Source organism: Lelliottia sp. GFLA7, from assembly GCF_056490165.1.
Genome location: NZ_JBWLAQ010000009.1, coordinates 25429 through 39397 on the forward strand (window position 1 = coordinate 25429; position 13969 = coordinate 39397).

The 13969-nt window shown below is 54.5% G+C and carries 15 protein-coding genes; 3 read left to right on the top strand and 12 right to left on the bottom strand.

Annotation, left to right across the window (positions count from 1 at the left end; all coding sequences use genetic code 11):
- Positions 1-6: 6 nt before the first annotated feature.
- Positions 7-531, top strand: a complete 525-nt coding sequence (locus AC07RN_RS18485) for a 2-oxo-tetronate isomerase (RefSeq protein WP_478337015.1) — start codon at positions 7-9, stop codon at positions 529-531.
- Between the two features lie 12 nt (positions 532-543).
- Here AC07RN_RS18485 and cydB read toward each other — a convergent pair whose 3' ends face one another.
- The 6 genes from cydB to AC07RN_RS18515 all read right to left on the bottom strand — a co-directional run bounded on the left by cydB (position 544) and on the right by AC07RN_RS18515 (position 5228).
- On the bottom strand, positions 544-1554 hold the full coding sequence (gene cydB / locus AC07RN_RS18490) for a cytochrome d ubiquinol oxidase subunit II (protein WP_015960125.1): 1011 nt from the start codon (positions 1552-1554) through the stop codon (positions 544-546).
- Positions 1554-2957, bottom strand: a complete 1404-nt coding sequence (locus AC07RN_RS18495) for a cytochrome ubiquinol oxidase subunit I (RefSeq protein ID WP_015960124.1) — start codon at positions 2955-2957, stop codon at positions 1554-1556. The genes cydB and AC07RN_RS18495 overlap by 1 nt, the downstream gene beginning before the upstream one ends.
- A gap of 77 nt (positions 2958-3034) precedes the next feature.
- Positions 3035-3907 (bottom strand): manganese catalase family protein, encoded by an 873-nt coding sequence (locus tag AC07RN_RS18500; protein ID WP_478337016.1) that lies wholly within the window; start codon positions 3905-3907, stop codon positions 3035-3037.
- 17 nt (positions 3908-3924) lie between these two features.
- Complete coding sequence (locus tag AC07RN_RS18505) at positions 3925-4431, bottom strand: ferritin-like domain-containing protein (protein WP_235133904.1); 507 nt, start codon at positions 4429-4431, stop codon at positions 3925-3927.
- A gap of 25 nt (positions 4432-4456) precedes the next feature.
- A complete protein-coding gene (locus AC07RN_RS18510; RefSeq protein WP_331389508.1) occupies positions 4457-4951 on the bottom strand; it encodes a YciE/YciF ferroxidase family protein in 495 nt (164 codons plus the stop codon).
- Between the two features lie 91 nt (positions 4952-5042).
- A complete protein-coding gene (locus AC07RN_RS18515) occupies positions 5043-5228 on the bottom strand; it encodes a con-10 family general stress protein (RefSeq protein WP_015960120.1) in 186 nt (61 codons plus the stop codon).
- A gap of 698 nt (positions 5229-5926) precedes the next feature.
- Between AC07RN_RS18515 and AC07RN_RS18520 the strand changes: the two genes are divergently transcribed.
- Entirely contained in the window at positions 5927-7108 is a 1182-nt protein-coding gene (locus tag AC07RN_RS18520; protein ID WP_015960119.1) for an aminotransferase-like domain-containing protein, read from the top strand.
- A 27-nt stretch (positions 7109-7135) separates the two neighbouring features.
- On the top strand, positions 7136-7708 hold the full coding sequence (locus tag AC07RN_RS18525) for a DUF6622 family protein (RefSeq protein ID WP_478337017.1): 573 nt from the start codon (positions 7136-7138) through the stop codon (positions 7706-7708).
- Positions 7709-7730: 22 nt separating this feature from the next.
- Here the strand turns inward: AC07RN_RS18525 and nudI are convergent, their stop codons facing one another.
- The 6 genes from nudI to AC07RN_RS18555 all read right to left on the bottom strand — a co-directional run bounded on the left by nudI (position 7731) and on the right by AC07RN_RS18555 (position 13963).
- On the bottom strand, positions 7731-8156 hold the full coding sequence (gene nudI / locus AC07RN_RS18530) for a nucleoside triphosphatase NudI (RefSeq protein ID WP_478337018.1): 426 nt from the start codon (positions 8154-8156) through the stop codon (positions 7731-7733).
- Between the two features lie 57 nt (positions 8157-8213).
- On the bottom strand, positions 8214-8561 hold the full coding sequence (locus AC07RN_RS18535; RefSeq protein WP_478337019.1) for a HigA family addiction module antitoxin: 348 nt from the start codon (positions 8559-8561) through the stop codon (positions 8214-8216).
- Between the two features lie 9 nt (positions 8562-8570).
- Complete coding sequence (locus AC07RN_RS18540) at positions 8571-8879, bottom strand: type II toxin-antitoxin system RelE/ParE family toxin (RefSeq protein WP_235133899.1); 309 nt, start codon at positions 8877-8879, stop codon at positions 8571-8573.
- A 311-nt stretch (positions 8880-9190) separates the two neighbouring features.
- Positions 9191-10360, bottom strand: a complete 1170-nt coding sequence (locus tag AC07RN_RS18545) for a beta-barrel domain-containing protein (protein WP_449554082.1) — start codon at positions 10358-10360, stop codon at positions 9191-9193.
- Between the two features lie 10 nt (positions 10361-10370).
- Positions 10371-12563 (bottom strand): type I secretion system permease/ATPase, encoded by a 2193-nt coding sequence (locus AC07RN_RS18550; protein ID WP_478337020.1) that lies wholly within the window; start codon positions 12561-12563, stop codon positions 10371-10373.
- Entirely contained in the window at positions 12560-13963 is a 1404-nt protein-coding gene (locus AC07RN_RS18555) for a TolC family outer membrane protein (protein WP_478337021.1), read from the bottom strand. Before AC07RN_RS18555 ends, AC07RN_RS18550 begins: the two co-directional genes overlap by 4 nt.
- Positions 13964-13969: the final 6 nt, after the last annotated feature.

The window sequence follows — 13969 nt, forward strand, 5'->3', positions numbered from 1 at the left end:
TGTCCTATGAGTACTACCGCTTATAACGAAGCGAAAACAACGGGCGAGCTGACAAAGCAGGTTGCGAATGTCCTCACCGAGCGAGAATTAATGTTAACCACTGCGGAATCCTGTACCGGCGGCAACCTTGCCACGGCGCTGTGCGCTGAGGAAAACACCGCCGCTTTTTATGACGTTGGGTTAATAACCTTTAGCGATGAGGCGAAGCAGAAAATACTGGGCGTCCAGGCGAGCACGCTTGAGAAATATACAGCCGTCAGTGAACAAACCGTCAAAGAGATGTCGGCGGGGGCGCTCGCGCGGGCAGGCGCGGATATCAGCATTGCGGTCAGCGGATACGCCGGGCCCGATGGCGGCGATGACGGTACCCCTGTGGGCACCGTCTGGTTTGCGTGGAATTATCGCGGTGAGATTTCGACAGACAGAGTGCTTTTTACCGGCGACTGTCAGGACGTCATCGAAAAAGCCGTGCGCTACGCGCTGGCGGAACTCATTGTGAAACTGTCCGTCTGGAAAAAGCGCAAAAACTAGCGTGCGGTTCGCTCAATGATAGCCCTCCGACCCTGACACTTTGCCCCTGAAGACGTAATAGCTCCATGCGGTATAGACCAGAATCACCGGGATAATCAGCAGCGTGCCGACCAGCATAAACAGCTGACTGGCAGGCGGCGCGGCGGCGTCCCAGATCGTGATGCGTGGCGGAATGATGTGCGGCCACAGGCTGATACCCAGGCCGCTAAAGCCGAGGAAAATCAGCCCCAGGGTCAGCAAGAATGGGCGGGTGTGACTGTGTACGTTATGCGTGAGTCGCCAGATCCACAGGCTAAAGACCAGCACCAGAAGTGGCACCGGCAGGAAGTAAAAGAAGTTTGGCAGCGAGAACCAGCGGTCGGCGACGTACTGCCAGCCGAGGGGCGTCCAGATGCTGACCACTGCAATCACCCCCATTAACGCCAGCAGGCAGTGACGCGTCAGCTCACGCATGCGAATTTGCAGCGCACCCTCACTTTTCATAATCAGCCACGTCGTTCCTAAAAGGGTGTACGCCACGATTAATCCCAGCCCGCAGAACAGATTGAACGGCGTCAGCCAGTCCAGTGAAGAACCGGCAAAGCGGCGACCTACAACGTCAAATCCATTGATCATCGCGCCGACCACGATGCCCTGGCTAAACGTTGCCAGCAGCGAACCGCCGGCAAAAGAGTAGTCCCAGAATTTGCGGTGTGATGGCGTGGCTTTAAAGCGAAACTCGAACGCCACACCGCGAAATATCAGGCCAATCAGCATGGCGGTGAGGGGAATGGTGAGCGCATCCACAATCACCGCATACGCCAGCGGGAAAGCGCCAAACAGCCCGGCACCACCGAGCACCAGCCAGGTCTCATTGCCATCCCAGACGGGGGCGACGCTGTTCACCATAATGTCGCGCTCTTCGGGATCGCGCACGAAATTAAACAGCACACCGATGCCTAAATCGAACCCATCCATAATGATGTACATCAGCGTGGCAAAGACGATGATCGCAAACCAGATAACTGAGATATCGACACCCATTATGGCTTCTCCTGTTCCGGAACGGATTCAGCAGCGGACAGCGGACGGGCAGGTGTACCGGATGTGTTCGAGGTGAGCGTATCCACTGGCTGCGGCCCTTTCTTGATAAGCCTGACCAGATAGAGATACCCTACGCCAAACACCGAGCAATACACCACGAAAAAGGCGATGAGACTGATGCTCATCTGCAGCGTGCTGTGCAATGAAACCGCGTCACGCGTGCGCAGCAAACCGTAAACGACCCACGGCTGGCGGCCCACTTCGGTGGTGACCCAGCCCGCCAGAATCGCAACCAGACCCGCAGGTCCCATACACAATGCAAACCACAGGAAAGGGCGCGAGTGGTAAAGACGGTGCCGATAGCGGAGCCACACGCTCACCACGCCCATGGCAATCATGAGCAGACCGAGGCCAACCATCACGCGAAACGACCAGAAGACGATCAGCGAATTAGGGCGCTCGTCTTTCGGGAACTCCTTCAGCGCGGGGACCTGTTTATCCAGGCTATGGGTCAGGATCAGGCTGCCGAGCGCGGGGATTTCCAGCCCGTATTTGGTGCGTTCCTCTTCCATATCCGGGACGCCGAACAGCAGCAGCGGAGTGGCTTCGCCGGGACGATTTTCCCAGTGGCCTTCAATAGCGGCAATTTTGGCGGGCTGATGTTCGAGCGTGTTCAGCCCGTGCATATCGCCGACGAAAGCCTGAATCGGCGCGACCAGCAGCGCCATCCACAGCGCCATAGAGAACATTTTGCGTACTGCGGGCGTATCGTTGCCGCGCAGCAAATGCCACGCGCCCGATGCGCCAACAAACAGGGCGCTACTCAGAAACGCCGCAATCGACATGTGGAAAAGGCGATAAGGGAAAGAGGGGTTAAAGATCACCGCAAACCAGTCTTCGGGTATGACCTGACCGTTGGCGATGCTAAAGCCTTGCGGGGTGTGCATCCAGCTGTTTGAGGCGAGGATCCAGAACGTGGACATCAACGTGCCCAGCGCCACCATGCAGGTGGCGAAAAAATGTAATCCTGGCCCGACTTTATTCCAGCCAAACAGCATCACACCCAGGAAACCGGCTTCAAGGAAAAAGGCAGTTAACACTTCATAGGTGAGGAGGGGGCCGGTGATACTCCCGGCGAACTCGGAGAATCCGCTCCAGTTAGTGCCGAACTGATACGCCATCACCAGGCCTGAAACCACCCCCATGCCGAAATTGACGGCGAAGATTTTCAACCAGAAGTGATACAGCGATCGCCAGACGTCATTTTTTGTTCGCAGCCACAGCCCTTCCAGCACCACAAGATAGCTGGCAAGACCGATGGTTATCGCGGGGAAAATGATATGGAAAGAGACGGTAAAAGCGAACTGAAGCCTGGCCAGATGAAATGCGTCGAGTTCGAACATATTCCACACCCCACAAACACAAAATCATGCCCCGCCGTTGACGGGGCATGGAGGACTGTCGAGAAAAACCCGTTGTGTTACGGTTTTTTCTTCCCGGCGCCCAGTTCAGCGCCAGTTAGCGGATCGGCTGCGGGATCGGATTGCGTCCGTTTGGCCATCGCTTTGAGCAGTGTTTTTTGCTTAGACGACAGGGCGATTTCTGCCCCTCCGTCTCCACCGTCAACAGCAGGCTGCGGGTTTTCAACGTAATCAAAGTGCTTATCGCTGTTCCAGCTGCCGCGTACTTCACCGCCTTCCGACATATTGTAGTACTTGTTGGTGTACTCCTCGACCGGCGGAAGTTTGCCCGGCGGGAAGTTATTGCGAATGGACTGCAACGCCTTCTCAAATGACATCTGGTGCGCCGCTTCGCGGGTCATCAAAAAAGCTAACGCATCCTTTACGCCAGGATCGTCAGTGACGTTGATCAGGCGCTCGTAGATGATTTTGGCGCGGGCTTCCGCCGCAATATTGGAGCGCAAATCCGCCGTCGGTTCACCGATGGTATCGACGTAGGCGGCAGTCCATGGCACACCCGCTGAGTTGGTGAGTGCTGGCCCACCACCATAAAGCAGAGAGGTAATGTGGCTGTCGTTACCGTTTGCCGTCAGCGAACGATACAGCTCGGCCTCAGTTTCAGTCCCTTCTGCCAGCTCGCCTTTGGCTCCTTTATTCAGCATGCCAACCAGCGTACCGATAATTTCCAGGTGGCTTAACTCTTCCGTGGCGATATCCAGCAGCAAATCTTTGCGGCCCGGATCGTCATCGCCTAACCCTTGGGTAAAGTAACGGCACGCGGCTGCCAGCTCACCCTGAGGGCCGCCAAATTGCTCAAGCAGAAGATTAGCCAGGCCTGGATTCGGCTCGGCAACGCGAACGGTATACTGTAATTGTTTGACGTGTCTGAACATGCTTCTGCCTCCCGCAATTATTTTTTAGCTTCGACGCCTTTCGCGTCTGAACGCAGCAGAAATTGTTCTGTCGTCGTTGGGATATGCTGAATCAGCCAGTCAGCCATCGCCTGTTCTTCGGCAAGAATTGATTCAATTGCCGGGATCGAGGCGGTATCTCCCGCCCTTTTTGCTGCCGCCAGCAGCGAGGTATAACAGGCAATTTCGAACTGCTCAAAAACGTACCCGCTGATCGAGCCTTTGACGATCTCATCGGACGGGAACATACCGCCGATAGACTGCCCCAGCGCGGCCATTTTGCTCATGGAGTCTTTTATCACCGAACGGGAAATATCATTTCGATCCAGGATCTCTTCCAGCACGGTGATTTGACGTTTTGTCTCGCTAACGTGTTGTTCAATGCGGGCGCGCACGTCAGGATAATTATCGATACGGCTGACCATCGACTCCAGCATGGATTCGGCTTGCTTTTCCATTGCATGGGCATCGCGTAGCCAGTCATGGTAGTGTTCTACGTGATTCATTATTATCGTCCTCTGTTATGTCGAATTATGCCTGGGCTTTTTGATTGATATTGCCAACGGCTAAATCGGTTAATTTCAGGTCAGTAGATTTTTCTTCTTCCAGCGTTTCGGTTAACAATTTCACGGCTTTTTTATAGCCCAATTGCTCCGCCAGAGTCGCGAGCGTGCCGTAACTGGCAATTTCGTAGTGTTCGACTTTTTGCGCTGCAGCAATTAATGCGGCGTCCCGAACTTCATTCTTTTCAGTGCTTTCGATAACTTCGTTGGCTTCTTCAATTAAGCCTTCCATCGCCACACACTTCATGCGTTTAATTTTGAGATTTGGTTCCTGCTCCACTATCTGATCGATACGTTCAATTTGTCCTTGCGTCTCTTCAAGGTGAGCTTTAAACGCAGCGCTTAATTTTTCGCTTGAGGCTTCACGGGCTAATTTAGCCAAACCACGCGTAAGCTGTTTCTCTGCGCTGTACGTATCTGATAGCAGGTGAATAAAGACATCTTGCAGCGTTTTCATATTCATAGGGTTTCCTCACTTACACAGCAAAATACTGCGAGTCCGCAGACTCGCAGAGTGCTCTTTAAAGTCATGACAAATTTAAGAAATATAAAGCTTAGGACTTGTCAGATTTACGGCCACCGCCGTGACTGTTCTGACCGCCTTTCTTACCGGCTTCGGAGGCACGTTGCGGATCGTTCTTAAAGTTCCCACCGCTTTGCTGACCTCCTTTTTTCCCTGCGTCCGATGCTTTTTCACGGTCTTCAGCGAAATTACCGGAACCACCACGATGCTCTGCCATAATATCAACCCTCTTGGTGCATTTATGTCAGGAATATACGTCATAAAGCCGTATCCGTTGTCGTTCAGTACTTAAACTTAGCCGCTATTTTAAAGGTGTCAAACGGTGTGGTTCTTAATTCTTTGGACGATTTTAATGAATGCAGAATATATCGCTTCGCTTGCTGGTGGAATATTAATGCTATAAGTTGATAGTTATTAAGAGAAGTTGGGCTGATGGCGGTGAGATAAGTCTACAGCGCTTCGGGTTTGTATAGGAATCCAGACGTGGCGGGGGTCTTTACAACGTTTTACAAAATATTTTACGGCATAGAATACCCTGGGTTATTCCGCTTGTAAGATAAGTCTTAAATTAGGTGGTGGTATTTAAAATACAGATTTTGTCATGGGGTTGATATATTTTATGAGTGGTATAAGAATGGGCGTTATCATGCTATGGAATAGACCGATGAGCGTTTATTAATAATGATTATGATATTTTGATTATTGGTATTCATTAATTAAATACAGGCTGCGTGCTACATAATATATCGGATCAGGGATTCTGCCTCTATTTCTTTGTGCTCACCCCCTCACTCTCAGGAGACCGTCAGCGTGATACCTTTCATGCGGACAGGCACAAAAATGATTATCAAAGCGCAAAACATGTGTTACTAAGTTGTGACCATCATAAAAACAGATAATACAGGTATTAATAGCGTGACAACTCATAAGCTCGCCACCAGCGTCCAGGCTCTGCAGTCCTCCGCCATTCGTGAACTCTTAAAGCACAGTAAAATGCCCGGCGTCATCTCACTTGGCGGGGGGATCCCAAACCCTGAACTCTTTGATCATGAAGGGTTAACAATGGCGTCCGAGGCCGTGCTTTCTCAGCATTTTGGCGAAGCGTTTCAGTACGGTTTGAGTGAAGGTTTCCCGGAATTACGTGAGGCCATTCAGCAGATTTCTGCCGAGCGCGGTATTCAGTGCAAGGCCGATGATGTGGTGGTGACCTCCGGGTCACAGCAGTCTCTGGATATTCTGGCGCGCGCGTTAATCAATCCTGGTGATACCGTTGTGGTCGAACGCCCAACGTATTTGGCCGCGTTGCAGGTCTTTAGCCTGGCGCAGGCGAATATTGAATCGGTCGGAACCGATGGCGACGGAATGAAAGTCGACGAACTTGAAGCGCTGGTAGCGAATAAAACTATCAAAGCGGTTTATATCGTTCCAACGTTCGGTAACCCTGGTGGTGTCACGCTTTCTGAAAGCCGCCGGAAACAGCTGGTGGAGCTTTCTAAGCGTTATGATTTCGTCATTATCGAAGACGACCCCTACAGCGAAATTAATTATACCGACGACGTTTTCCGTCCACTGATGGCGCACGCCAAAGCCATTGGTAACGAGCAAAATGTCGTTTACACCTCTACCTTCTCCAAAATCCTGTCGCCGGGCACGCGTGTGGGCTGGGTGATTGTTCCAGAGTGGCTGAAAAGGGCTGTCGTCAACCTGAAGCAAACCACCGATCTGCACACCAGCACGCTATCGCAGTTGATGACCAGTGAATATCTTAAAACTGGCCGTTTGCCTGCGCAGATTAAGATGATCCGCGAAGTGTACCGTCAGAAATATCAAACGTTTTCTCAGGAGCTGGAAGCTGAGCTGGGCGATATTATGACGTTCCACAAACCGAAGGGCGGGATGTTCCTGTGGGCCAAAATGAACAACGGGATTAACACCACCGCCTGGCTTGAAAAAACGCTCAGTAACGGCGTCGTTTATGTTCCGGGTGAGTTCTTCTATTGCAGCGAACCGGATCATTCCACGCTGCGTATGTCGTTCGTGACGGCGACGGAAGAGCAACTGAAGGAAGCGGTGAGACGCCTGAAAATATCGTTGTAATGCCAATGCCTACGCATGATGGCGTCTATGCCATTATGCGTAATAATGACCGGGTGTATCGACGCAACGACGGTAAAACCTATGATGGAAACGCTCTCTCAAATTGTGATCCACACACCCGTCTGGGTATGGGTTTTATTTGTCTTTCTGGTAAGCCGCGGCATCAAAGCCCGTCAACCCGCAACCGTGACGCTCGAAAAACTCGCCATCATCCCGGCGATTTTCCTTTTCTGGGATATTTACGATCTGGTGGTGCATCGCCAGTTGACCCTCAGTACGTTCGCGTTGTGGATTGCCGGGATTCTGGCTGGCGCAGTGCTGGGCTTTGTGCTGGTTAAGCACGTTTCGGCCACGCGCGCAGCAGCGCCCCGCAGCATTCATCGTCAGGCCGACTATTCGGCGCTGCCATTTATGATGCTGGCGTTTCTGGTGAAATACGTTCTGGGCGTGATGACGGCGATGTCCCCGGGGACGCTGCAACAGCCCGGCATGAGCGCATTCGCCATTATCTCCGGCGGCGTGTTTGCGGGCGTGTTTTTAGGCAAGTTCACCCGCTATCTGAGCGTCTACTTTTCCGGTGCGCCGCAACAGGCGGGGTGATTTAAGCCAAGTCAGCGGCGTGTTATAGCAAGCCTTTCTGCGTAAACGTGAGGCGCGTCGCCTCATTCAAATCCAGCGTGTTCAGTGATTCAGGGGTAACCCACGCGATGTCCTGAAACTCGTCGTTGAACGTCACGTCGCGGTTGACGCTGAGGCAATCGAAAATCAGGTAGATCATGTAAATCTGTTCTGTGGTGCCGTCTGCGTAGGTTTTGACGCGGATGTCATCGCGAAATGCCCACGGTTTGACGGCGGTAATCTCAAGCCGCTCGCCCAGCTCCTCGCGGATTTCACGTCGCAACGCTTCTTCCATGGTTTCGCCGGGCTCCATGCCGCCACCCGAAAGTGCCCACTGGCCGGGAAACACGCCACGGTCGGACGCCATTTTGCACAGCAGATAGGCACCGTTATTCTGGATAATCGGACAGACGATAGTGCGCTGACGCATACAAACTCCCTGTTAAAAATGTTTGGCGTATTTTATCGCACTGCACGAAGGGAAAAGTCAGGCGATGTCCTGTTGCTGAGATTTTCTTTTTGCCAGAATTTCAGCCATCGTCTTGAGGCGGCTCAGTTCTCCCTGAGTCCGCGCATTATTCTGCACCTCCCAGATATCCACGTTGAGCTGCAGATTGAGCCAAAATTCAACCGTCGTATCAAACACTCTGGCAAGCCTGAACGCCATGTCGGCAGTCAGTTTACGATTATTGTTCACGAGCGCGCTGATGCTATTACGGTGCACATTCAGCATCTCTGCCAGATCCGTAATTTTCAGGTTAAGCGGCTCAAGATATTCATATTGCAACACATCGCCTGGCGAAGTAGGTTTGCGCGTAGCCTGCTGAAGTGCCATTTTTTTACCTCACCTGTAGGGCTTGTATTTATGGGGAGCAAGATAAAGATCGTCTGCTTTCCCATTTTCCCAGCGGAATATCAACCTGTACTGTTTGTTAACGCGAATGGACGAAAATCCCTCCAGAGGTGGATTCAGCACTTCGTACATATTGCCTGGCGGCGAACGCAAATCATGATGCGACGTTGCGGCGTTGATGATATCCAGTTTTCTCGCCAAAGCGGCTTCAATGCTTGAAGGGAAGATATTCTGCGATTTTCCGTACAGGAAAAAATCTTCAAGCCACCGATCGCGAAAGTGATTAATGCTTTTCATCATGATGCATTTTAGCTCCGATCCCTGTGAAGCTGCGTTGATGTTATTGCACACTTGCACTGTGCGCAAGTGCGTAAATTGTCTATTTTTGGCCCACTCTATGTTTATCGGTCTTCATTTCGTCATGAGAGCCGAACGTGTGAATCATTCGGCAAAATAAACGTTCACAGGAGACAAAGGGAAGGGGTAGGAAGAAAGAGTTTCAGCGCTGCGAGGCGGTTTCAGGAAAAGCATAGATGCATGTAAAGCGTTGCACAAAATCCGTGCGCTCAACAAAAATGTTGACCGCTTTCGTTGAGCGCACGGAAAAAACCTCAGCGTTCTCGCATCGCTTCTTTCGCGCGGTTAAACGGTTTAATCATATAATCCATCACCGATTTCTCGCCGGTTTTGATATCCACCGTCGCGATCATCCCCGGCACAATCGAGAAGTGCCGGCCCGCTTTGTTGACCAGATAATCCTGGTTGGTGCGAATAAACACGCGGTAGTAGAACACTTCGGGCTTAGCCTCATCCTGGATGGTGTCCGGCGAAATGGTTTCGACCACGCCCTGCAAACCGCCGTAGATTGCATAATCGTAGGCGGTTATCTTCACCAGCGCTTTTTGCGCAGGATGGATAAAGGCGATATCGCGTGGCGACAGGCGCGTTTCGATCAGCAGATGATCGTCCACCGGCACGATCTCCATCAGCTCGCCGTTGGGGGGGATCACGCCGCCAATGGTCGTGACTTTGATGTTTTTCACGATCCCACGCACTGGGGATCGCACGGTCAGGCGCGTCACCGAATCTTCGCGGCCTTTCAGCACCGCCGACACCATGTCCACTTCCGCATTGGCCTTCGACAGTGCTTCGCGTGCCTGCACGTAATATTGCGAGCGCACATCCGTGAGCTTCAGCTCCAGATCGCTTTTTTGGCGCTGAAGACGCAGCGCTTCCACCCGGCTGGCGGCACCGGTTTTGATCAGGCGTTGCGTAATATCCAGCTCTTTATTTGCCAGACTCAGCGCGGCTTTCAATTCCCGCTGGGTGTCTTCTAACTGCGCGCGGCGGGACGTGTACAGCCGCGTTTCAGTGGCGATCAGGTCCGGCCATTTTTGTAGTGAAGCGGGAAACACCAGCGGCAGATCGCTTACTTCCGCCGTCAGGCGCACGCTGGACGCCAGAGACGCCCGGTAGCGGGCCGCACTTTCACCGACGTTCGATTCCGAGCGGGTAGGATCGAGGCGCGCCAGCACTTGCCCCGCCTGCACCTGATCGCCTTCGTGGACGGTTAGCTCCGCCAGAATGCCCCCGTCGAGCGACTGCAAGACCTGCTCGCGCGAGCTGGGGATCACTTTGCCCGTGCCCGTCGACACTTCATCCAGAATGCCGTACCACGCCCAGACGCCGACGACGATAAACAGCAGCAGAGAAAAAATGACAATACTGCGTGCGCCGGAGTAGCCGCTTTCCGAATCGAGCGCGTTATCCAGATCGTCCATCGCGGCGACTTCACGCTGACTGATTTTCATTTTTCCACTCCCGTCCCGTTGCCTGTTGCTGCTGCTGCATCCGGCTGTTGCTCAGCGCCTGCGCTTTAGGCGCATCCATCACCAGCATGCCGTCTTTCAGCACCACTACACGCTCCACCAGTTCCAGCACCGGTACGCGGTGCGTCGCGACAATCAGCGTCCGGTTGCCGAGCCAGTCATTCAGGCGCTGGATAAATTCGCGCTCGGTGTGTTCGTCGAGCGATGCGGTGGGTTCGTCCATCAGCACGATATTGGGATCGCGCAGGAACATACGCGCCAGTAAAATCGACTGGCGCTGCCCGCCCGACAGGCCAACACCGTTTTCCATAATCGGATAATCCAGCCCCTTCGGCAGTTTTTGCACAAAGCTCGCCGCACCGCACATGTCCAGCACGGCGAAGATCTCTTCATCGGTGGCACGCGGCATGCCCAGCGTGATGTTTTCGCGCAGCGTGCCGTAAAACAGGCGCGCGTTTTGGGTCATAAAGCCGACGTTGCGCCGCACATCCGCCACGTCCAGGTGCGGCAAACTGAGATTATCGAGGCGTAGTTCGCCGCCCGCGAGATCCATTCCGCCCGCCAAAGCCTGTAGCAGCGTCGATTTACCCGCGCCGTTGCGCCCGAGGATCGCCACTTTTTCGCCGGGTTTGATCTCCAGACGATTAATGCGCAGCGCCATACGCGGATCTTCCGGGTGATAGCGGAACTGCGCCTGCTCGAACAGATAGTGGCCGCGCAACACGTCCTGGCGGATCGGCGTCTCTTCCCGCTGATTTTCCGTCGGCAACTGCATAATGCTGTCCAGCCCTTCTTTCGCCGCTTTCACCTGCTGCCAGCGCGCCAGCACGCCGCACAGCGTGGCCATCGGGGCGATCATTCGCGAAGCCAGCATCGAGGCGGCGACCACCGAACCGGTGGTGAGCGTGCCCTCAATCACCATCGGCGCGCCGACCACAATCACGCCCGCATACACCAGGCTTTGAATGGTCATGCCCCAACTGATCAGGTTTTGCGTCAGTTCGCGGGTTTTAAGCCCGGATTCGGCGGTGATCTGGATATAGCTGTTCCACTGCTGCAAAAAGCGGTTTTCCGCCTGCATCAGCTTAATGTCTTCCAGCCCCTGCACGCTTTCGACCAGCACCGCGTTGCGCAGCGTCGATTCGTGGGCCGACTGTTTTGCCAGCGCCGCCAGTTTCTTTTGCAGCAGTAAACCGGGCAGCACCATCAGCACGGCGGCGACCGGCGCGATCCACGCCAGCTGCGGGGCGATGATCGCCAGCACGATCACGAACAGGAAAAAGAACGGCAAATCAACGATCGTCGAAATGGTCGACGAGGTGACCATCTCGCGGATCTGCTCCAGCTCGCGCAGCTGCGAAATAAAGCTGCCGGTGGAGCGGGGGATCGCGCTGTTACGCAGGCGCAGCGCGTGGCCAAACACGCGATCCGATACACGCAGATCGGCGCGTTTCCCGAGCAAGTCCATAATGTGCCCGCGCGCCATGCGCAGCACAAAGCCAAACAGCGTAGCGATCAGCACCCCGATAGTGAGCACATAAAGAGTCGGATAGGATTGCGCCGGGATCACCCGGTCATACACCTGCATCGAAAACAGGATCCCGGAGAGCGATAACATGTTGATAAATAGCGCCGCCAGCATCACCCAGGTGTACGGACGCAAATCGCGCATCACCAGCCGGTAAAGCCAGTCCGGGCGGTATTTCGAGATATAGGCATCGACGCGGCTGTCTTTCAGCGCCGCCAGCGGACGCAAAGCGACGACGTGACGAATGGCGGGCAGCAGCGCGGTCATCGACACGCGGTTGTTTTGTGCGGTGGCGTCGATAAAGCAGATATCCAGCGTGTCTTCGCCGTCAAAATGCTCAATCACGCCGATTTTGCCTTCGTTGAGTTCCACCACTACCGGCAATCGCCAGCTGTTGATGGATTGCTGCGTGGCGGTCAACAGCTGAAACGACAGTCCCGCTTCACGCGCCAGCTGTGTGAGCGCGGGCACCATCGGTTTGCCTCTCAGCCACGGCGCGCCCGCGACCAGCGCACCGGGGGAGCAGGCCACGCGATAACGGCTGGCGACGTAGCCGAACGCCTGCGCCCAGTGCTCCAGCGACTCCTCGGAGAGACTTTCACCTTGCGGAATATCGGTTGGCTTCATGGCTGGATCTCCACCGTCTGAATCGTGCGGTTCTCAAGATCGAACGCTTGCCGCAAACGGCCCGTGTTATACAGGCAGCTCAACTGGAGCTGATGCAGTTGCCCAAGAGTTTGCTGCTGCGTAAACCGTGCCTGATAGACTTCCTGCTCGGCGTTGAGCACGTCCAGCAGCGGGCGAGTGCCGAGATCCAGATACTGTTGCTGATAGAGTTCGCGGGTGCGGGCGCTGAGCGCTTCCTGACGACCCTGAATTTGCAGCGTGCTCAGCAGGCTCATCACCTGGCTGCGTGATTCCAGCAGTTTTTGCCGCACGTCGAGGCGCGTGCGCTGGATGGTGGATTGTGCCGCGTCCACGGCGTGCCCGGCAGCGTTACGCCGCGCGGTCAATCCGCCGCCCTGATACAGCGGCATCTGGACTTTAACCCACGCGGAATACTGCGTGCGGTCCAGGGTTTCGTTGCCCGCATAACGTTCGTTGAGATAGTGGCGCACTTCCGGTTCCAGCGAGACGGTTGGCGTCATTTGCGCGTTCGCGTAATCGAGATTCGCCTGGGCCACGTTGGCCTGCGCCCACGCGGAGAGCACCGCTGGCACAAGACGATCGTCCGGTTCGGCGATATCACAGCTGCGCTTCAGGTTGTCGGGAAAGTCGTTACTGATTTGATTCAGGTTATTCCAGCCGAGAAAACTCATCAGCGTGGCGCGGGAACTGTCGAGGCTGGCCGTATATTGCATTAGCTGCGCGCGTGCGCCTTCGATACGCGCATCGGTTTGCACCACATCGGAGAGCGACGTCGCGCCTTCGTCGTTGCGCTGACGGGTCAGCGATCCGATAGATGACAGCGCATCCAGCTGTTCTTTGGCGGTGTCCACCATTTGCTGCCAGGTTTGCACCTGCACCATCGCCAGCGCGGTATCGTGGGCGATGGTATCAATGCTCACCAGCACGTTGGCCTGCTGCTGGGCGACACCGGCGGTTTCGGCACGTACCTGACTCGCGACTTTGCCAAAGTCGTACAGCATCTGGGAGAGCGATAAAACGAGCGACGGGGTAAAGTTGTTGCCGTCCCCGTTATGGGTAAAGCCATTGTCCATACCCGCATTAATTTGCGGATAATATTTGGATTTGGCGATATCGACGACGTCCGATTGTTCATACAGTTTGCCAACGGCTTCACTGATGGTCGGATGCCAGTTAACCGCGCGATTGACAGCATCGCCAAGCTTGAGCGTACCCGGTGCCGCTTTGCCCGGCGCAGGGGCGATACGGCCATTCAGTGAGGGTAATTCCTGTTCTTCGCTCAGCAGGCCGGGGTTGATCACCGCCGCCGGATTTGCCGCGAGAACAGGCACAGATATCAGGCAGCATGAGAGCCACCAGTAAGGCATCTTTATTCCCATTCTTTG